This window comes from Hyalangium sp., assembly GCF_035629615.1.
Taxonomy (GTDB): domain Bacteria; phylum Myxococcota; class Myxococcia; order Myxococcales; family Myxococcaceae; genus Hyalangium.
On sequence record NZ_DASPHO010000542.1, the window covers coordinates 12,841 to 32,843 of the forward strand.

The 20,003-nt window shown below is 67.9% G+C and carries 17 protein-coding genes; 5 read left to right on the top strand and 12 right to left on the bottom strand.

Annotated features, from left to right (window positions below; all coding sequences use genetic code 11):
• Positions 1-6 precede the first annotated feature (6 nt).
• The 5 genes from VD972_RS27485 to VD972_RS27505 all read right to left on the bottom strand — a co-directional run bounded on the left by VD972_RS27485 (position 7) and on the right by VD972_RS27505 (position 7,861).
• Positions 7-783 (bottom strand): hypothetical protein, encoded by a 777-nt coding sequence (locus tag VD972_RS27485; RefSeq protein ID WP_324991714.1) that lies wholly within the window; start codon positions 781-783, stop codon positions 7-9.
• A 15-nt stretch (positions 784-798) separates the two neighbouring features.
• Positions 799-1,896, bottom strand: coding sequence for a Hint domain-containing protein (locus VD972_RS27490; RefSeq protein WP_324991715.1), 1,098 nt, complete (start codon positions 1,894-1,896; stop codon positions 799-801).
• Between the two features lie 66 nt (positions 1,897-1,962).
• Entirely contained in the window at positions 1,963-3,963 is a 2,001-nt protein-coding gene (locus VD972_RS27495) for a HEAT repeat domain-containing protein (protein WP_324991716.1), read from the bottom strand.
• 165 nt (positions 3,964-4,128) lie between these two features.
• Positions 4,129-5,304 carry a hypothetical protein gene (locus tag VD972_RS27500; protein ID WP_324991717.1) on the bottom strand — a complete coding sequence of 392 codons (1,176 nt, stop codon included), beginning with the start codon at positions 5,302-5,304 and terminating at the stop codon, positions 4,129-4,131.
• A 166-nt stretch (positions 5,305-5,470) separates the two neighbouring features.
• Positions 5,471-7,861, bottom strand: coding sequence for a helicase-related protein (locus tag VD972_RS27505; protein WP_324991718.1), 2,391 nt, complete (start codon positions 7,859-7,861; stop codon positions 5,471-5,473).
• 173 nt (positions 7,862-8,034) lie between these two features.
• Here VD972_RS27505 and VD972_RS27510 point away from each other — a divergent pair, with 173 nt between their 5' ends.
• Complete coding sequence (locus VD972_RS27510) at positions 8,035-8,679, top strand: glutathione S-transferase family protein (protein WP_324991719.1); 645 nt, start codon at positions 8,035-8,037, stop codon at positions 8,677-8,679.
• A 36-nt stretch (positions 8,680-8,715) separates the two neighbouring features.
• Here VD972_RS27510 and VD972_RS27515 read toward each other — a convergent pair whose 3' ends face one another.
• The 3 genes from VD972_RS27515 to VD972_RS27525 form a co-directional block, all read right to left on the bottom strand.
• Positions 8,716-9,798, bottom strand: a complete 1,083-nt coding sequence (locus VD972_RS27515; protein ID WP_324991720.1) for a S1 family peptidase — start codon at positions 9,796-9,798, stop codon at positions 8,716-8,718.
• A 28-nt stretch (positions 9,799-9,826) separates the two neighbouring features.
• Positions 9,827-10,345: a toxin-antitoxin system YwqK family antitoxin gene (locus VD972_RS27520; protein ID WP_324991721.1), complete on the bottom strand. Its 519-nt coding sequence runs from the start codon at positions 10,343-10,345 to the stop codon at positions 9,827-9,829.
• A gap of 74 nt (positions 10,346-10,419) precedes the next feature.
• Complete coding sequence (locus VD972_RS27525) at positions 10,420-11,166, bottom strand: hypothetical protein (protein WP_324991722.1); 747 nt, start codon at positions 11,164-11,166, stop codon at positions 10,420-10,422.
• Positions 11,167-11,405: 239 nt separating this feature from the next.
• Between VD972_RS27525 and VD972_RS27530 the strand changes: the two genes are divergently transcribed.
• Positions 11,406-13,487 carry an ArnT family glycosyltransferase gene (locus VD972_RS27530; protein ID WP_324991723.1) on the top strand — a complete coding sequence of 694 codons (2,082 nt, stop codon included), beginning with the start codon at positions 11,406-11,408 and terminating at the stop codon, positions 13,485-13,487.
• Between the two features lie 112 nt (positions 13,488-13,599).
• Here VD972_RS27530 and VD972_RS27535 read toward each other — a convergent pair whose 3' ends face one another.
• Positions 13,600-16,137 carry a hypothetical protein gene (locus VD972_RS27535; protein WP_324991724.1) on the bottom strand — a complete coding sequence of 846 codons (2,538 nt, stop codon included), beginning with the start codon at positions 16,135-16,137 and terminating at the stop codon, positions 13,600-13,602.
• The gene (locus VD972_RS27540; RefSeq protein WP_324991725.1) at positions 16,134-16,619 is read right to left on the bottom strand and encodes a hypothetical protein; all 486 of its coding nucleotides are present in this window, start codon (positions 16,617-16,619) and stop codon (positions 16,134-16,136) included. The genes VD972_RS27535 and VD972_RS27540 overlap by 4 nt, the downstream gene beginning before the upstream one ends.
• A 151-nt stretch (positions 16,620-16,770) precedes the next feature.
• On the opposite strand from VD972_RS27540, the gene VD972_RS27545 reads away from it, so the two are divergent.
• Together VD972_RS27545 and VD972_RS27550 are read left to right on the top strand one after the other, a co-directional pair.
• Positions 16,771-17,205, top strand: a complete 435-nt coding sequence (locus VD972_RS27545; RefSeq protein WP_324991726.1) for a hypothetical protein — start codon at positions 16,771-16,773, stop codon at positions 17,203-17,205.
• A 171-nt stretch (positions 17,206-17,376) separates the two neighbouring features.
• On the top strand, positions 17,377-17,946 hold the full coding sequence (locus VD972_RS27550) for a cupin domain-containing protein (RefSeq protein ID WP_324991727.1): 570 nt from the start codon (positions 17,377-17,379) through the stop codon (positions 17,944-17,946).
• 61 nt (positions 17,947-18,007) lie between these two features.
• Here VD972_RS27550 and VD972_RS27555 read toward each other — a convergent pair whose 3' ends face one another.
• On the bottom strand, positions 18,008-18,133 hold the full coding sequence (locus tag VD972_RS27555; RefSeq protein ID WP_324991728.1) for a hypothetical protein: 126 nt from the start codon (positions 18,131-18,133) through the stop codon (positions 18,008-18,010).
• A 115-nt stretch (positions 18,134-18,248) separates the two neighbouring features.
• Here VD972_RS27555 and VD972_RS27560 point away from each other — a divergent pair, with 115 nt between their 5' ends.
• Entirely contained in the window at positions 18,249-19,295 is a 1,047-nt protein-coding gene (locus VD972_RS27560) for a methyltransferase (RefSeq protein WP_324991729.1), read from the top strand.
• 49 nt (positions 19,296-19,344) lie between these two features.
• Here the strand turns inward: VD972_RS27560 and VD972_RS27565 are convergent, their stop codons facing one another.
• Positions 19,345-19,794 carry a VOC family protein gene (locus tag VD972_RS27565; RefSeq protein ID WP_324991730.1) on the bottom strand — a complete coding sequence of 150 codons (450 nt, stop codon included), beginning with the start codon at positions 19,792-19,794 and terminating at the stop codon, positions 19,345-19,347.
• Between the last annotated feature and the right edge of the window lie 209 nt (positions 19,795-20,003).

Below are 20,003 nucleotides of genomic sequence, written 5' to 3' on the forward strand. Positions count from 1 at the left end.
TATCAATCATGGGCGTGCCTGCGCCTGAAGGCTCAGCGCCTGCTCCTTCACGAGCCGGCGCTGGTTGTGGGCGGCGAGGTACTGCAACAGCTTCTCGAGCGATGTCCCCTTCGCGGCCTCGACCAGGGCGCTCGCTCGCTCGGGCTCGTGATCCGCGAAGATCTCGTAGAGCTCCATTCGGGTCGCGGCCATCGAGCGCCTGGCATTCAGAGACAGCTCCGGGCTGAAGGAGCGCTCCAGGAGGATGGCTTCGACGGTGGACACCAGCTGCTCGCGCGCGGGGTTCTGTCTCCAGGCCAGCGCCTCGCGCAGGTAGTCGATCCGCATCAGGCGCTTGATGCTGGAGTCCAGCGACTCCTCGGCCTCCGTCGAGGAGCCCAGCGTCCGGCGCAGCTGCTCATACACCTGCGTGTCGGCGAGCAGCGCCTCGTAGTCCTTCCGTCCATTGGAATCGAGGAGGACGTGCTCGCGGAAGTAGTCGAACCGCGCCAGCTCCGGCTCCGTCTTGAAGATCTTCGCCTTCATCAAGTCGGTCGCGGTGGTGAACTCGCCGTGCTCCCCTTCCTCGCCTGGGACTTCCTCGGGCGCCGCGAGCAGGGCGGGAGGAGGGGGCAAGGCGGGCCGCGCCGACGTCGTGTCACGAGCCGGTGCTGGCGGAGTGAGCGCCACCTTCACCGGGGCCTCCGTCACGGGGGCGGAGTCCTCTGGGCTGTCCAGCGCCGCGACGATGAACGCCAGCGCCACGAGCCCCGCAATGACAGACAGATACCGGGTGATCTTCATGGGGTCTCGACCTGGCTAGGGGAGGACGTCGGTGGGCACGGCCTGGTAGAGGATGATGCGGTTGATGTAGCGCACCTCGTCGTTCTGGAAGCGCACGGAGCCCACCAGATAGCCCTGAGCCACGAGGATGTTGGACACCGGATCCGTCGTCACCGGCGCGATGTTGTAGACCTTCCCGAAATAGGTGGTCCTCTGGATGTCCACGATGGGATCCAGGGTGCCGTCCGCCTTCACGAGTGTGTCGCCCACCTTGAGGGTCTGCGCCTGCACGATGCGGCCCTCGCCGTTGATGACAGCATGCTCGAGGGTGATGCTGAGCTGACCCCCGGACTGGGTGGTGATGATGCAGAGCTTCTGCTCCGCGTCGCGGATCTCCCGCGTGTAGCTAAAAGTGCTGTTCTGGTGCAGCTGCAGGTTGTCGAGCGTGGAGTCCGGGGTCAGCGTGATCAGATCTTCACGCGACGACTTCATCGCTTCGAGGATGGAGACCTCTCCGGTGGAGAAGAGGATCTTCTGCTCGGGGGTGTAGCAGGCCGCCTCGCAGTAGCCGTTCACATGGACGGGAGTGAAGGCTGGCTGGGTGCTCTCCTTGTCGAAATAGAGCGTGCAGTCCGCCAGCGTCCTGTGAGGGAAGAGCTGGATGTTGTCGTCGGCGAAGATATCCGACGAGGTGCCGAAGGTGGGGTAGAGCTGACGCCCCTTCCTCCGAAACGAGTCCCGCGACCACTTGAAGTAACCATTGTCATCCGTCGTCTGGTAGGTGGTGCCCGACAGGTAGAGGGCGAGCATGGTGGAGGTGTTCACCTTGAAGCCCTGGGCAGGGCCCGTGAACCCACCCTCTCCCCCCGGGTTCCGCTCCAGATCTGACCCCAGATAATCCTTCAGCGTCCCACCGCTCGGGGTGCTCAGGCCCGTGTTGAAGAAGGCGGCCGGATCCCCGATGTTCTGGATCGTCGCGCACTTGCGAGCCCACTCGACTCGAGCCGCCGCCTCCGTGTTCGTACTCAGATTGTCGACAGTGCATCGAGTCGTGAGGATGGGCTGCGCTTGCACCTGCACCGGCAACAGCACCCCCACCGCCAAGGCGATGGCACCCCAGATCCTATGGAACATTCAGACGTCCTCGCTTGATCGTGCCGCACCATGCGGCAGGGAAATTGGTGAGTGCTCCGCTCTTCTCTAGGGAGAGGAGCGCGGAAGGGAGCCGCCCGTCGCGGGCGTGTTGACGAAGCCCGCGGCCGCCTTGCGGAGATCCGGGTTCGGATCGTTCTGGCTCGCCCAGGCCAGCAAGGGCAGCGCCTCTGGCAGCACCGCTCGCTGCTCTCCCAGGAGATGGATCACCTCGACGCGGACTCCGTCGGTGGGATCCAGGCGCAGCGCCTGCGCCAGCGCGGGGAGCAGGGGCGCCAGGGGCCGGAAGCTGCTGGCGAAGACGGCGACCCGCCGGACCTCCGGGGCGGGATCCCTGAGCATGTGCTCGGACAAGAGCTGGTCGGCGCGAGGATCCGGGATGATGCGCAGCGCCTCGAGGGCCGCCTGGCGAAGCTGGGGATCCCCTGATCGGAGCGCATCCTCGAGGGTACTCAGCGCGTCCGGCGAGCGAGTGTTGCCCAGGCTCCGCAGCGCCAGCGCCTGCTGCTCCGCGCTGGAGGCGGAGCTGTACTCGCTGTTGATCTCGTGGACCAGGGCCTGCGCACCCTTCGCGTCCGTGTCGGTGAGCTGGAAGGCGGCATTGCCGAGCGCCAGCTTCGCCGTGTCCCGGAGCATCCCGTCCGCGTCGCTGCTCGCGTGACGCAGGGCCTCCAGGCCCTCGTGGGTGGGGTCCTTCGCCACCCCCAGCGCGGCCACCGAGTCCATGCGGATGTCGGTGGGAATGGACGAATCGCCGCTGATCTCCGCCAGGGACTGGAGGGCCTCGCGGGTGCTGGCCGCGGAGAGCGCGCCGAGCATGGGGCTGGCCGCGAGCGGATCCATCCCCGCGCGAATGATGCCGGGGACCTTGAGGGCCTCGGCGGGGTGAAGCATGAAGAGCGCGCGCAGCTGCTCCAGGGCCTGGGTACGCGCGTCGTCCTTGGCCTGGGGATCTTCCGGAAGCGAGCGCAGCTCCTTGACCAGGGTGTCGAAGTCCTTGCCTTGCAGCACCTGGCGGTACTGGTCCATCGGGTCCTGCTCCACGCCCTGGAAGCTGGCCATGGAGGCGGAGCTCAGCGAGGCCCGGCGCGCCTCGAAGGTGCCGATCAGCGTCGGATCCGGGCGGCGCTCCAGCAGGCTCAGGCTCAGGGACGACTCATACGTGGTGGGGGGCATGGTCTGGCCCGCCTCCACCTCCACCCGCTCCTGTCCCTCGAGCGAGCGTGGCCAGAGATCGCGCTCCAGCTCGAAGGTGCTCCGGGCGCTCACGGCGATGTGGATCTGTCCATTCAGCGGCTCGAGCCCCTGCGGGGACGCCACGTGGGAGTAGGACTCCTTGCGCTTCTCGAAGCGGTCGGCGCCCAGGCGCTGATACACGGCATGGTAGCGTCCCGTGGTGTCGAACTCCTCGGCGCTCCAGGTGGCGCCCGGCACTCCGGCCACCACGAACTGCGAGCTCGCGACGACTCCCCGGAGGATGCTTCGCACGAGCAGATCCGTCCCCTGCTCGAAGTGCGTGAACGCCGCCTGGCCTGTCGTGTCGTAGGTGAGGAAGAAGGGAAGCTGAAGGGCCGCGGCCAGGTTGCGCTCGACGTCAGGGGCCAGGGGGCCGCCGCCGCCAATGTCCACCTTCAGCGAGGAGAGCTTCAGGTTCACCCGGGCATCGACGCGCCCGGCATCGGCAGAGACGACACCCACGTTCCACTCGCCCCGGAGGCTGAATCTCATCGAGGGCAGCGCCTCCGCGCCAGGCTGTACCGGGCGGAAGGTGATTTTCTGATCAGCGCTCAGGGAGTACCGGTAGAGCGCCCCAGGGATCCACGTGCGCGCACCCGGGGAAGGCTTGGAGGACACGGCCTGGGCCGGCGCCGACGGGCCTCCGACCGAAGGGGTGGCAGCCTGGGGGGACTGCGGTGCCTGGGAGGGAGCCTCCGTGGGAGACGGGGACGCAACCGCCCACAGCCCCAGGAGACTGACGGCGAGCAGGGGAAGCGCCACCCAGACGATGACAGCGAATGGCTTGCCTCTTGCGTTACCCGACTTCTGCATTGGAGTACTCCGAGACAGCGGCCCTTGCCGCTTCAGTTCTGGTTTGAGGGCAGGCGCCGCCTCCTCAGCCGATCACTCGACCGCGGAGGCAGCACCCAGTTCGTCCCGCCCGGGTGACGGCCAGTGCCTCTCGGGCACGGCCGCCGCGTGGCGGTCTCAGCCGGGCTAGCAGCCCAGGCTCGACATGACGCCGCTGCGGTTGACCAGGTTGACGTACCTGGAGATGCCGGACCAGCTGGCGATGGTGACGTTCCAGGTCTTCTTGAAGAAGAGGAAGTTGACCTTCGCGAAGGCCTGCAGCGAACCCGAGAGCGCGCTCAGGCTGAGGTCCGCCTTGAGCGACCAGCTGGGCGAGCAGAGGGTCCAGCCAAGGCTGGCCGCTGCCTGCACGGTGGCGTTGATCAGGCTCAGGGAGCCGACCACACCAATGCTGGCGACGGCGACGTTCACCGCGGCGGAGGCCACCACATTGGCCCAGCCGCCCGCGTACGCGGTGATCGCGGCCAGCGCCGGGTTCACCTGGCCCGACACGCCCATCCTCACCCCGCCCGTCAGCAGCGCCCTCACGGTGAGCGGCACAGGGCCGACCATGAACGTCTTGGAGACGGAGAAGAACGTGCGGCTCCAGTTGATGGGCGCCGGCGCGAAGGACCCAGCGAGGTTCGCGCTCCAGATCTGCGAGCCCATGGCGTACAGCGCGGCAGTGCCGCTGTTGCAGCCGCCCTGCTGCCCACAGACGTACGCGCGGCCGCGCACCAGCTCCCTCTCATAGTTGAAGGCCGTGCCATAGATCCTGCCCTCGGCGAGCGCCTCTTCCTTCTTCGCCAAGGCGCCGTTCGCCGGCGTCGCGGTGACGGACGTGTTGACGTTGTAGCCCGCGCCGAACATGGTGTTTCCGAACTTCTCCGTGCGCTGGTAGTAGACGCTGACAGGCGTGGTGGCCATCTTCCCGATGAGCCCGGCCGCGGTCTGCGTCGGCTGCGTCTCGGTGGGCGGCGGCACGTTCGGCGTGTTGGCCTCCGGAATGGTGGCCTGGAGGTAGTTCACGTTCCTCATGCCATCGTTGATGTCCAGGAGCACAGGCGCGTTGAGCAGCCGCGCCTCGTCGGTGACGACTGCGTCCTGCTCGGGCGCCGTGTAGCTGCCGGTCTCGCTGAACGGGAGGATCTGCGTCTCCCAGGGGATCTTGTTGTTCAGCTGCGTGTTGGACGGGTAGATGGTGTACGGGTACTTCGCGCTGTCGACGACATAGGGCGTCGTGTCCTGGTAGTCCTGCGCGGACGCGGCGGTCGAGACGGTGAGCGCGACGAGCGCGAATGCACGCGATACTGCCTTCATCATTTGGGGCCTCTCATTCAGGGGAACGGCTCCCGGGCCTTGTGCACGGAGCGCGCCACCCTCGAGAGGCTGGCCTACTTTCACGGATTTCCAGTTATTCCGTGAGGTTACAATTCTCCTGGGGATGCGGGAGTCTGACAACAACCGTTATCACTGATAACTGACGTACCTAGGAGCGGGCCCGTGGCCTGACTACTCCCGTTATCAGTGCCCCTGTACGCCCCCCTCCCCGGCCCCGCCGTCGCCGCCGCCTTTTCGACGGAGCGCCCCCGGACCGTCCTCCGAGCTCGCGCAGGACCTGCGTGCGAACACTGCTCTCCAGACGCAGCTCTTGTATGAGCGTGTGCACCTGCTGAGCACCGTGCGGGTGGCGCAGCGCCTCGCTGAGCCGCTCGACGACATCGATCCGCAACGCCACGGTACCGAGCACCTCATATCCGAAGGCTCGTGCAGCCCGGCCGCCAAACTCCGCGACATCGAGAGCCGGTTCTCGCGGAACGCCCTTGGGTGGCGGACTCTGATGGAGCAGCGCCGTCAGCATGCAGCGCCGTTCCAGCGCAGGCGGTGCGAGCGCCTCGGCGACGTAGAGGAAGCGCTGTCCCTCGCGGACGCCCAGCGTCCTCAGGTGCTCTCGGGCCTCATCATCCAGGAGCCGCCACTGCTCGCGAGCCTCACCTTGGGAAATAACTCCCAGCCCCTCGGCCAGGCGGTAGGCGAGGCCACGCGTCGCCGCGGAGCGACCCGCTCCGGTGAGGGCCTCGGCAGGGAAGCCCCCCATGGCTTCGGTGACGAGATCCCTCGCCAGCGCCACCAGGCGGCGCTCGAGCCGCCGCCGCGCGCCTCCGGTCCAAACCTCCGGCTCTGCCAGCGCAAGCTGCGGTGAGCGCCGGTCCTTCCCGCGAACCAGACGGGCCAGCGGCTGCCCTTCGAACGAGATGCTTCCTGACGCGTCCACCTGGAAGGCTTCATGCGTCGCGTCGACCACCCGCTGGACGAACTGCTCCTCTGTCACCGCGGCGCCGTCAGCGCCCGGCACCTCCCCCAGCAGGAGCCCCAACCTGGCAAAGGGGCTGTCCGACCCGGGCAGCGGGTGTGCGGCGGCTCTCACGAATCGGCGTGCACTCCTCCGTTCGGCCCGCTGGACGAACCGCTCCACGAGCCGCTCATGAAGGGCGTCGCCCAACGCGTCCTCGAGGCGGCGGGTGCGCTCCTGCCACTGCTCGGCGTCATGCAGCCAGCTCGAACGATGACTGATGTACGTCCAGATGCGGATGGCGGCCAGCCGGTCCATCAGTGTGTGGATGTCACCGGAGACATCATCGAGCGGCGACACCTGTCTGGCCAGCCAGGCCTGTTCCAGCTTCCCGTCACCCTCTGAGAGCTGAAGGAATGTCTCACGCAACAGCGCGACGTGCTGACCGAAGAGGCCTTTGCGGAAATCCGGAATCTGGCAGACCTGCCACAGCAGCTCGACCCTGGCTCGGTCGGTGGCGAGCTCTCGAATGGCTGGAACGTGGGACAGCTCCCTGAGCGCATCGAAGTCGTCCGCGCGCGCCACCCGGACAAAGGAGCTGTGGTGCGGAGCCCGCGACAACGAGTCCAGCAGGGACTCCGGGCTCGAGAAATCGAGCGCTGCATTGCGCCAGATGAGACTTCGTACCGACGGGAACCGGTGTGACTCGATGGCCGAGGCCACCCGCGGAGGCAGCTCGGGCAGCGTGTTCAGGGTTCCGAAGCTCCCGTCATTCAGGTGGCGCCCTGCGCGGCCTGCGATCTGGGCCAGCTCGTCCGGGAAGAGGTCTCTCTGCTCAGCGCCGTCGAACTTGGAGAGCGCCGCGAAGGCAACGTGGTTGAGGTCGAGGTTGAGTCCCATGCCAATGGCATCGGTGGCCACGAGGTACTGAACCTCCCCGGCCTGGTACATCGCGACCTGGGCATTCCGCGTCCTCGGGGAGAGCGCTCCCAGCACCACTGCAACTCCGCCACGGAGGCGGCGCAGCGCTTCGGCGAGCTCGTACACGCGGTCCGCGGAGAACGCGACCACGGCCGAGCGCGGCGGAAGGCTCTTCAGGGAGCGACGCCCGGAGTAGCGAAGCTGAGACAGGCGGGTGGCGCGCTTCACCGAAGCATGGGGGACGAGCGCTTGGACCATCGGCCGCATCGTGTCCGCGCCGAGGAACCAGGTCTCCCGGAGCCCCCGCGCATGGAGCAATCGATCGGTGAAGACGTGCCCGCGCTCGCGATGGGCGGCGAGCTGGATCTCATCCACAGCGAGGAAGTCGACCGGTCGATCGGTCGGCATCGCCTCGACCGTACAGATCCAATAATCGGGGCGTGGCGGCAGGCGCTTCTCTTCCCCCGTCATCAGTGCCACCCGCCCCTCGCCCACTCGGGCGGTCACCCGGTCGTAGACCTCGCGAGCGAGCAAGCGAAGCGGTAAGCCGATCATGCCTGTGTCGTGCTCGAGCATGCGCTCGATGGCGCGGTGAGTCTTCCCCGTATTTGTAGGCCCCAGCTCCGCCACGACGACGGACGGCCGGCTGGACGGGCTGGAGTTCATGGGCGAAGTCTAACCTCGAACCAGCACGACTTGTGTTCAGCGGTGTACGGCATGACAGCCCTCCGTTGCGACCCCTCCTGGTGGGCCTCAATCTATGTTCTTGAACATATTTTGCGATGCGACAAGAGCCGCCCCCCGAAGCCGCTCACCAACGAGTGAGGAGACTCCGAGACATGATTACCGTTAGCGCTTTCAAGTGGGTGCCGCCATTCGCACAGGGCCTGGTGCGTGACCTCAGGGTGCGGTGGGCGCTCGAGGAGGCCGGCCTGGCTTACCAGGCGAGGCTGATCGATGCCGAGGTGCAGGCATCTGCCGACTACCGCGCTCGCCAGCCCTTCGGGCAGGTGCCGGTGTTCGAGGAGAACGGCCTCGTCCTCTTCGAGTCGGGAGCCATCGTGCTCCACATCGCGTCCCGGAGCGAGGCGCTCCTCCCTGCCGACGAGGCCAGCAGGGCGCGAGCGATCACGTGGCTGTTCGCGGCGCTCAACTCGGTCGAGATCCACATCCAGCAGCTCGTCGAGATCGACCTCTTCTCCGCCGGCCAGGAGTGGGCGAAGCTCCGTCGGCCGGACCAGGAGAAGGCGGTCAGGCATCGGCTGGCGGAGCTCGCCGCCTGGCTCGGCGACCGGGAGTACCTGGAGAGCCGCTTCACCGTCGGCGATCTCATGATGACGACGGTGCTCCGCATCCTCCGCCACACCGACCTGCTCGACGCTGAGCCCAAGCTGAAGGCCTACAAAGAGCGCTGCGAAGCGCGGCCGGCGTTCCAGAGGGCGCTGGCGGCCCAGATGGAGCCGTTCGAGCGGCGGGGGGCCTGACCAGCCAACTGCCCAGGAGGGCTCTGCCCTCTGTGGTCAGCGGGGTCCGCGTGAGCGACCGCGACACAGGCATGCCACCAGAACGAGCAGCGCGGTGAACGTCCACGCCGCGCCACCGCGCCCCCTCGCGGCCGCACAACCGCCTCCGTCCTCCTCGGCGCAGGGCATCCACAACCGGCACGCCTCGCCCGCCTTCACGCACAGCTGATCTCCGTCAGGCCCAGTGCAGACCGCGCCGAAGCGACCGGCCTCGAGACCCGCCACCGCGCAGCTCTTCCCCCCCTCGGGCCGAGTGACGCAAGCCATCCCGAGTGGGCAGTCCGCGTGCCCCTGGCACAGAGCCGAGCACGCATCCACCGTCAGGTCGAGCGGCGGCCGCGTGGGCGGAGCCTGAGCGACCTCATCGAGGATCGCCTGAAGGAAGGCCGCGTGCACGTCGACGCGGGTGTTGGTGCCCCTCGTGCAGGCGAGATCGCCGAACGAGGTGATGCCGACGATGCGCTCGGCGCCATCGACTTCAAGGAACGACGGACCGCCGCTGTCGCCGCCGCAGCTCATCCCGGGCGCGGCCTCAATGGAGAAGGTCCCCGCCTCGACGGCCGTCACCCGAACCGTGCCACTGCGCCTGCTGCCAGTCCTGCCCTGGTCGTCGATGCCGAAGCCCACCACCCGCGTCGTCTGCCCCACGAAGTCTGTCGGCAGCTCCGACCCGTCCAGCAGCACCGGCGCGGCGGGCGCGTCCTCGGCGAGGATCAGCACACCGAGGTCATTCTCTCCCGCTCGCCACGCAGGGTGCAGCCGGCCCTCGACAGCGCGCACGCGCTCGGAGGGGAGCGCCCGCGCCGGCTCAGGCGCGAACACCACCGAGAGCACCTGTGGGGCGTCGGCGTTCTCCACGCAATGCGCCGCGGTCAGGACGACCCGCGGTGCGACCAGCGTGCCCGTGCAGGTGACGGGCGAGACTTCGGCCGGCTCGCCGCAGGTCGGCGCCACCGGGAGGATCGCCCCCACGGCTGGAGAGTCCGGCTCGAACACGCCGCCGATCACGGCTTGCCGCGCCACCGCGGGCACGGGCTCTGGCGAGACGCCGCACGCCCCCGCCGCCACGAGGAGCAGCACGAGGGCTGGCCCCTGCAGGGGATGGAGCTCAGTCCCTCGCGAAGTCACCCTGCGGACCGGCCGATGGCGTGCCATTGCTGTCCCAGTACTTCCAATCACCGGCCTTCTCGCCATTCGCGTAGTGGCCCTGCACGGCCAACGCTCCGTTCTGGTGCCATTCCGAGTAAGGGCCCTGCGCACGGTGCTCGAGCAGGGTCCCTTCGGCCCACTTCTTCCCGTCGGAGCGCCACGCGGTCCACAGCACCTCGCTCGCGCCGGCGGAGTGGACCTCCTCACGGTTCTTCTGCCCTTCTTCGTAGTACAGGGTCCACAAGCCCTGCTTGAGGCCACCGCGGTACTCGCCCTCGAGCTGCTTCACGCCGGTCTCGAAGTAGCTCACCCAGCGGCCTTCCATCTTGCCGTCGACGTAGGCCCCTTCGGTCTTGACCTTGCCATCGGGGTGCCACTCCACCCAGCGGCCGTGCTTCTTGCCGTCAGGCTTCGCGCACCATTGCAGGGTCCCCTCCGGTGGCGCGTGGCCATGCAGCCGCGCACCCTGGGGACACACACCGGAGGAGGAGCTGCATCCGAGGGCCGCGCCCGCGGCGAGGGCGAGCGCGACGAGGGCGTTGCGAAGAGATCCTAGTAGCAGGTGCCGACCCCGCTGCAGCTGCAGTTGTTGCCCGCGAACGAGTAGTCATCCGAGGCCGCGGCGAAGCTCCCGAGGCCGTAGTCGTGCTTGGCGCAGTCCTGCGTGTACGCCGTCGTGCCCACGCACCCGGGGGTGCTGGTGATGCCGCAGCCCTGACCGCAGCGGCCCTTGCAGCCATTGCCCGAGCCGCCATTGCAGCCGCAGCCCCTGCCGACCTGACGATAGTAGCCGGACCCGATGTACTGGTTGCCGCAGGAGCAGGAGATGTGCACCCAGCCGCGCTCCGAGACGTACTGGTACGGCGTGAGGAGCTCGCCCACCGGGACGATCTGCAGGAAGCTCGTCTGGCGCACCGCCACGTCCTCGATGCGCGTGCGCTGCGTGTTCTCCTGCGGCACGGCCTTCGAGAGCTCCTCGAGCAGTGGATCGATCATCCGGGCCTGCGCCGCATCGAGCGGTTTGCCGCTCGGCATGAAGTGGCCCACGCCCTGGTTGTAGTCGATGCGAAAGCCGATCACCGGATCACCGAAGTCGTACGTCGCCTCCACGATGTTGGGGGCGACCTCGGCCACCAGCACGCGGACGGACTCACCGCCCGAACGGTAGGTGGCCTCGAGCGTGCTCGCATCGTGCTGGAGGAGCGCGAAGCCTTCCGCCTCGTCCACCCGCTCCGCTGGCTCGTTCGAACAGCCCACTGCCATCGCCACCGTGATTGCGCACAGCAAGAGCGTCTTCATCTCGTTCTCGATTCCGCGGGTCGGGTGAATTCTCAAACGCCGAGACAATGGGAAATCCACACAGCGCAGGTCAACCAGAAAAGCCTGACGCGGTGCACCATCACGTGCTCCAAGGCGGCGGCGGGCGAGTGGCTCATGGCTTCGAGCCAGAGTGGCTCCGCTTCAGGCCTGCAGCGGCATTCTTGCCGCCACGGGGGCGAGGCCACTACCGTCCCCCCTCCGTGCAACCCCAAGGAGGAGTGGAGCGCTTCTGGAACGAGACTGGGCGCCGGTTCGATTCCCTGAGGCTCGACCGTGTGGACGCGCTCGCCATCGCCTTCATCTGCGCCTGGGGGCTGTCGCTCCTCGCACCCGGCCTCGGGCACCCGGGCATGCATGACTGGGACGAGGTGCTCCACCAGGCCGCGGCGCGGGGGACGTACGACACCTTCTTCTATCCCCACTTCTACCGGGATCCCCTGTTCCCGGTGGCGCCCCATGACTGGCTGGGCGCGGCGGTGTGGCTGCACAAGCCCATCGCGCCGCTGTGGTTTGGCGCCACGCTCATGCACCTCATCGGCGTGACGCCGCTGGCGATGCGCATCGGGGCGCTGCTGGGACAGCTCGGCGCCGCGGTGGCGATCTACCTGCTGGCGCGCAACGCCACGGGGCGCTTCTGGTCGTCCGTGGGGGCGTGTGGCTTCCTCGCGCTGCCGTTCGGCTGGGTGCTCACCCAGGGGCTCCTCTTCGGAGACTCCTACGACTGCATGCTGGTGGGCTTCGTGAGCCTCACCCTGGTGCTGCTCGTCCACACGATCGAGAAGGACTCCTGGCGCTGGGCGGTGCTCGCCGGCGTCGCGCTCGGTCTGGGGCACTTGACGAAGACGGTGCTCGCACTGGCGCCGCTCGGAGTGGCGGGGGTCATGGTGGGCCTGCGGTGGTTGCGGTTCTCCAAGGGCCTGCGGCCCACGCACTTCCTCATCATCGGCGGGACGGCGCTCCTGGTCAGCGGCCCGTGGAACCTCTATGCGGCGCTGACCTGGCCGGAGGTGTACCAGGCAGGCGCGAACCTGACGTTCGGGCACATCAACGCCCCGCCCGGGGTGGACGTCGGAGGGTGGCGCAGGCCCGTGGACGCCATCTTCGTCGAGGTGAACGCCACCGAGTTCTCTCCGCTGCTGTCCATCTTCCCTCTCGTGATGGGCGTGTGGCTCATCATCCGCGGCGTGCAGCGGCGCGAGCCGGCCATCCTCGTCACCGCGCTCTGGGTCTGGTCAACCTGGCTCACCCACTCGTTCGTCGCGGTGAAGGCGCCCGGGCACGTGTGGAACGCCGCCCCAGCGGTCTTCGTGGGCCTCGCCATCGCCGCGGTGGACGCCCGGCGCTTCCCCGCGCTCGGCGCCGCCACCATCGCCGCCCTGCTCACGCCGGAGGCGCTCCGGCTCTTCCCGGCGCTCGGCCACCTGCGAACACTCGTTCCCCCGTGGCTGCCGCAGGCCCGGGTTGTGCCTGGGCTCGTGGAGGGCGCAGTGCTCTGCCTGGGAGCGGCGCTCATCACCTGGGGCACCTTCATCCTCGCGAAGCGGACCCGTTGGATCTCCCAGCTCGTGGGCCTCGCGTGCATGGGCTTGCTGCTGCTGGCTGTCGGCTACCGCCTGCCGTCCGCCCTCAGGGCCCAGCCCGAGAAGTACCGGGGGGAGCTGCTCACGAGCTACCACCACGTGCTGGGGCCCGTGCTGGATCGCGTGCTGCCGGAGCAGTCCGTGCTGTTCCAGGTCTTCGACCACGACCCCCGCAACTCGTTCGAGCTCCACTCGTCGCTCTTCTGGAGCGGGCGGATGACGTATCGGGGGCGGGTGGATTTCGACGCGGCGCACGCCAAGGGCTACCACGTCTACATCGTCTCTCCCGCGGCCGAGCCGTATGTGCCCATCCCCGGCGTTCCCGCCCACTCATGGCTGCGGGCCTATGACGCCGAGGCACCCGCGAGCCCTCCGCCCATTCCCGAGGGGGCCACGCCACTGAACGTTCAGGTGGACCGGATGCGGATCCTGGGCTTCGCGTCAGGTCCGCTCGATGGTGGGAGTGACCAGTGGACTTTCTTCATGCAACCCGAGGGTGTGCCCCATGGGCTACCGATCTCCTTCCTCACACGCGACGGGCGAGTGCACTCCATGGGAGCCGAGCCGGAGTTGTCGCTGCGGCGCCGGGAGAACCTGGCCGGGGCCGCATGGTTCATCCTCCCCATCCTCGGCCCGCCCCGCGCGCAGGTGAGCGCGATCGAGTTCGGGGCCCAGCGGCAGCGCGTCACACTGGAAGAAGAGCGCCTTGGCCGAGAGTGAGTACATGGCGTTCATGCGAGCGCGTGTCGGGCCGAAGCATGATCTTGAGCCAGGAGCATGAACGAGACCCGGGGAAAACACGCTCCCCGCGCGAGCCACCGGCTCCTGGCACTCACTGAGACAGGAAGATGGGATTGATCGCGAACTTGAAGCGAACCCAGTAGGTCTCGGGCGTCGCGCCACGCACCCGCAGGCAGATCTCCTGAGCTCCCCCCGCGGGGACGGTCTCCGTCATGAGGATCGTGTCCAGGACCCCGTCACCATCCGAGTCCTGGAGCTGCTGTGGGGCGAAGATGCGATCCGTCTCGGCGCAGCCAGGACCGCGGAACATCTCGAACGCGACATCGGAGGCGCGAGGCTTGAGCCTGGAGGAGTCCGGCTGCACGCGTACCGCGTAGACGTGCTCGTGGGGAGCGGTCAGCGGCTCATGGCGGAACCGCCACCATTGCGCCTGGGGCTTTCCACCGCACACCGAGCTCGTCCGGCTCACGACGCCGCCGTGCGGATCGTCGGCGGTAGGAGGCGGAGCCGTGTTGGACAACGTCCCATCGCGGACAGGGGTTGTCAGCGGCGTGGCTCCGAACGCGCCCGTGCACAGGCCCAGGCTCACCCGGGACAGGCTCGCGGGATCGCCGGGCACGTAGGGGGCGTAGACCGGCTGCGCTGGCACGCCCATCAGATCGCAGAGGCTGTGCTGGCCCGACATCGGTGTCGCCTTGAAGTCATCCGGACCACAGGCGTTGCGCAGGTGGGGCTCCAGCATCTCCTGGCACGCCGAGCAGGCGCCACCCCCGTGCTGCTTGCAGGCGGCGACCGCGCGTGCCAGCTGGTTGCCGTCATCCGCCTTGCACCAATACGGCGCCTCGCCTGAGCGAAACGCTCGGAGCACGGCTCCGGCTGTCGGCACGCAGCTCGGGGTCGGGACCAGCCGCCCTGCCTCCAGGGTGACCAGCGTCTTGTCACAGTAATGGCCGCTGTGGCAGTCGTGATCGAACGAGCACGGCAGGCCCGTGGGCTCATCCTTCCAACGGTCGCGGTTCTTCTCGTCCATGAGCGGGATCCGTCCCTGCTCGACGTCGGACAGCCAGCGCGTGGAGCGAGGGACGAAGTTGAAGCTCTCCAGCTCGGGATCGTCGGTGGCAACCGTCGTCTCGCTCGGAGCGTCGCGCGCCGCCAGGATGACGCGAGTGGCCAGCTTGACGGCCGCCATCCGGAAGCCTTCAGCGAGAAGGCCTTGCTGGTAGTCCGAGAGGTTCGTCTCCAGCGCCTCTCGACCCGTTGAGTTGATCCGACTCACCAGGAGCCGGGGACGCAGTCCTGCGAACCACTGCGGATCAGCCAGGTCGAACGCCGTGACGTCGATGACCGTGTGCCGCGTCCCGAGCGACAGGCGCATGGAGAGGTTCGTCAGACGCATGTTCCAGCAGACATCGTCCGTCGCGGCAGCGGGCATGCCCCCCGGAAACCCGTATCCCGTCGTGACGGGCGGCAGCACGTCTCCACCGAGCTTGGGGCCCGCGAGGTACACCTCGCGGAAGCCGAGCGCCGCGCAGGCCAGCATCCCCGCGCGCTGATCGTGCCCGAGCTGTTCCATGATCTTCACCGACCACTCCGGGTACAGCGCAGTGCAGGACTCGAGGTACAGGTCCCCGCCGCCGGCGTGGAGGGTGGGGTCCGAGCCGTGGCGGTACCGGATGATCGGCTCGCCGGAGGACCGGTCGAACGGCCCTGGCATGCAGGCCTGATCGTGCTTGTCGGTGACCGAGCGCGTGCCGTGGATGATGCCCGTCATCGCCGTGGCGTAGAACCCGGCCATGTAGTCCTGGTCGCTCTCGGGCGGGACGAGGAAGCCCCAGCGGTTCCACATGTGCCCGGTGGACCACGCATCCTGGAGGAAGTGCGAGGCGAAGGCCTCGAGCGCCAGGGCCTCGCGCTCGCACTCCTGGATGATGGAGTCAGACACACTGGACAGGGTGTGGGACGTCACCTGCTTCAGGCCGTCCTTCACCTGCGCACACCGGCGCGCCACCGCGAGCGCGAGCTCGTGGTAGTGCCGGTAATATGCCTTCGAGAGCGGCGGCCAATGGCTCGCGTTGAGCGTGCCCATGTGGCCCTCGAACTGGTGGCATGAGTCGATCCGCTCTGGAGTGTCCGAGCGCAGGTTCGGGACGGCGCAGCGCTCGTTTCCCAGCACGTAGTCGGAGACGCTGTGGCTCACATCAGGGAGCTCGGAGAACTCAGCGAGGTAGACCCGGCGAAGCTGCCGCTCGCGCATTGATCCCGCCGCTGCCGGCTGCAGCGACGGCAGGCTGGAGATGTCCGGGAGCTTCTGACCAGTGGTGTAGTACACGAGATCCACCGGCTGCCTCAGGTGGCTGGGAATCTGGGCGAGCGCCATGGCTTCGGCGGAGATGCGAGCATGCTCACCGAGCTGTGCGCCTTGCGCCGCGCGCCGGCCAGCCTGACACGACGGCCATACCTCCTCGTCCTTCTTCATGGCGCAGATGCTCTCCCGGAGCAGCGGGCTGCTCGAGAGCTCCCCAAGCGCCTCCCTTCCTCCCGGCACCGTGGACCGGCACCAGCCCTGCCAGGCCCACGTGGCGCAGGGCAAGGTGAGGCAGAGGGCCACCGCACACGCACGGGCGCTCATGGCTGAGCCTCCGGGAACCCGGGAATGCAGCGTCCGGTGAGGATGCTCTCCTCGAGTGCCCTCCTGTCGTCTCGAGTGCGCTCGTGCGCCTGTCGGAACTCGTCCAGGCAGGCGCTCGGGCAGCAGCCATGTCCCCCCTCGCTGCTGGCACACACCTCTATCTTCGGGATGCACCCGATGATGGACTGCGAGGGGTTGGCGGTGACGCACGCGGTGACGCGGCTCAGGCACCACCCCCAGCGCGTGATCGGATCGTCCAGGGTCGGGTCATACGCGAGCTGCATCGTGAGCCCGCCGCTGGTGACCTCCGTGAAGAGGACCTTTCCGTCCTGGGTGGTCGGAAGTTGCGCTGCGATCTCCGGCGGCACCTCGCGCGAGGGGGGAGGACCGGGCGGCTCTGCGGGAGGCGGCTTCTCGCGGGACAACACATCACAGCCGCTGGCGAGCAGCGCCACGGCGAGTGAGGCGACCAAGCGGATCAAGGGGACCTCTGGGGTTCGAGGGCAGCAGCCGCACGTCGATGGAGCCGAAGGTGGGGGAGCCTACGTGGCACGTCGGGCACGGGCAACCTAACGACCAGGTCCGGTGCGCCACCTCGTCTCCGCAACGGCGGTAGAGGCCCGCTCCGCGGGAATGACGAGGATGTTGTCCCATGCGCCCGCTGAAGATGGCACGAAGGTCATCGTCAAGACGCCGCTGGGAACGGGGGAGCTGTGCGAGGAGCTCACCTACCACGCCGGACTCCGCGACGGACGAGCTCGGACCTGGCGCCTCGATGGCACCCTGGCGCGAGAGGCCTCGTTCTCCCAAGGGGAGTACCACGGGCTCCTGCGCGACTACGACGCGACCGGCACCCTGCCGGACGAGCTCGGGGATCTCTTCTCCCTTCGTGACGCTTCCTCCAACCCGCTGGAGTCGCTGCCCCTCGAGGCCCTGGCGAGCCTGCCCCGGCATGAGACCGCGTGCTGGGTCATACGAACCCTGTCCCTTCGGGCTGGCGTTGCAACAGGGGGCGGCTGCACTGTCGTCCAGTCTACTTGTTTACTTTCAGCCAGGCGGTACATTTAGGCCCGCGAGGGCCCATGGCACGTCTCACGCTTTCCCAGGCAAAGAGCAGGGCAAGCATCTCCCGAGATGAACCGACCCTCCGTCTGCGGGCCCCAGGTCAGCCCGCTGAGATGTCAGTGGCCTGTCCGTCGCCCTAGCACCGGTTGTCCCCATCCCTCTCTGGAGCACGTCATGCCCAAGAAGTACAACCTCAACGAAAGTTTCCGCCTCCATGGCGGCCTGCTGCTGGGTCTGTCTGTCGTCATCGCGCAGCTCGCCATCCCCCCCGCTCTGGCGAACGCCATGTCCGAGCAGCAAACGCTCAGCCCCGGTCCCCGCTCCCCTGGCGCCATGCTGCCCCCTCACGGGAACAGCGCCGCACTCCCAGGGGAGATGCTGGTGTACCCCAAGAAGTCCGTGGACCTGTCGACCCTGGTCTCGCTCGGTCCTCCAGAGGCGTTGGGTGGAGAGGTGCTCACCGGCAATCCCCAACTCTACGGTCGGATCGACTTTCAGCAGGGCAACATGATGGGGGGCCTCTTCATGGCCACGACCGGGTTGATCCGCGTCACCTTCCCGTTCACCGAGCACGCCACCATCATCGAGGGCAAGGTCACTCTCACGGACGAGACGGGCAAGACTCATACATTCAAGGCGGGTGACAGCTACTTCATCCGCCAGGGTTCGGTCATCCTCTGGAACGTGAAGGGGCCGTACGTCATCAAGAGCTTCTTCAACGTCACGGAGCCAGTGGCGCCCTGAAGCCGCTGGGGCCGTCTGTGAAGCGGCCCCGAGTCAATCACCTCTGTGTGGCTTCAGGGGCTCAGGGCCCAGGCGGCAGCGCCACCCTCAGCGTCGCCAGACACATCTCATCGCGCTGCGTGACATCGTCGATGGTGCCCGCGCGGGTGGCCACCGCTTCGTACTCGCGAGCCTGTACTCCTCTCACGGAAGGGAGGCTGCGCAAGCGCTCCACCAGGTGACAAGTGCCACAGCCGTATTAGATCAGGAGGCACACTGTTTCGCTTCCGAGCGGGGACTGGAGCGGCGTGGAGGAGCAGACCATGGAGTTCCGACGGACCCGCGAGCCCGCGCAGCGCGACAGGGAGTTGATGCTGATGCTGGGAGGAGCGGGCTTCTTCCAGGCGCTGGTGGCCGCCCACGAGCTGGGGTTGTTCCGCTACCTGGCGGCCCACCCGGGGATGAGCCAGGCCGCCCTCGCCGAGGGGCTTGGCCTGCCGCCCGCCTCCCTCCGGGTGCTGCTGCTTGCCTGCTGCGCCATGAAGCTCGTCGAGCGGACACAGGACGGCGAGTACCGCAACCTCGAGTGGGTGAGCGCAGCATTTGCCGGAGAGCGCCCCAGCTTCACCACGGTGGTGGAGGGCTTCGATCGGCTGCTCTACCAGCCCTTCTCCCGGCTCACCGAGTCGCTCCGGCGCGGCACCAACCTGGGACTGGACTGCTACCCCGGCCCGGGCAACACGCTCTACGAGCGCCTGGCCGCGCACCCACCGCTGGAGGCCATCTTCCACGCGTGGATGTCCAACTTGAGCTCCTCCGGGCTCCCAGAGCGCCTGACCGGAGCGCTGCATGACAGGACGCACGTGCTGGACGTGGGCGGGGGCGATGGGACCAATGCCGTGCTCCTAGCCAAGGCCCACCCGGGGCTGAAGGTCACCATCCTGGACCTGCCCTCCATCTGCGAGCGGGCCCGAGCCCGGGCCGCGGCCGAGGGACTGGACGGCCGCATCTCCACCCACCCCTGTGACATCCGCACGGATCCGTTCCCCACCGGGGCGGATGCCATCCTCTTCAGCCGCATCTTCAACATCTACTCCGAGGAGCAGAACCGCGGCTTCGTGCGGAGATCAGCGGACAGCCTGCCGCCGGGGGGACTGCTGCTCGTCTTCCCCAGCATGGTGTGTGACGACGATGAGACGGGGCCCCTGTCCGCGGCCTTCCTCTCGCTCTACTTCCTCTGCCTGGCCACGGGCGAGGGCCGCGTCTACCCCCCGAGCAGCTATGAGGAGTGGTTCCGCGAGGCTGGCTTCTCCTCGCTCGAGTGCACGGTCGATGCGGGGGACGACGCCGTCTTCATTGGCAGAAAATAGGCCGTCCCCAGCAGGTCAATGCCCCAGCAGGTCAATGACAGCCAAGCCCTCACCTGGCGCTGGCGAGGGCAGCCTTCTTCATGTCGTCCAGGCTGACCTCCTTCTTGTGCTGCGCGAACATCCACTGGTGGCCATCCGGATCCAGCAGCAGCGAGGTTCGCGAGCCGAAGAACTGCTCGCTGGGCGGCATCAGCTCCTTGGCCCCGGCAGCCAGCGCGCGGGCGTGCTGCTTGTCCACATCCGCCACGTAGACGAAGATGGAGACAGCCGTGCCCCCGGCGCTGATGGGCGAGAGCATGCCCCGCTCGCGGCTCTCAGGGCCAATCATCACCGTGCAGTTCTCGTGGCCGACCTCGGCGTGCATGATGCGCCCGCCGGCGCCAGGCAGCGCGAACTTGCGAGTGAAGCCGAAGGCCTTCTCGTAGAACTTGGCGGCCGCATCGACGTCACGAACCGTGAGGTGGGGGGTGATGGCGGTGGTCTTCTTGGGGAGTTGCATGATTGCGCGGTACCTCGTGGGTATGGGTTTTCACGAAAAACAACGCCACCAGCAGCCCACCCTCCCCGCCTGGAATGGGCAGGAAGAGGGGCGCTGGTAGCTCAGCCTGGGAATTGCGAGCCCTGCAGGCCTAGTACGTCACCGGCGGCTTGGGGGGAGGGGGCGTCGGCTTGGGCGCAGGAGGAGGAGGCGGCGTCGGCGTGCCGTAG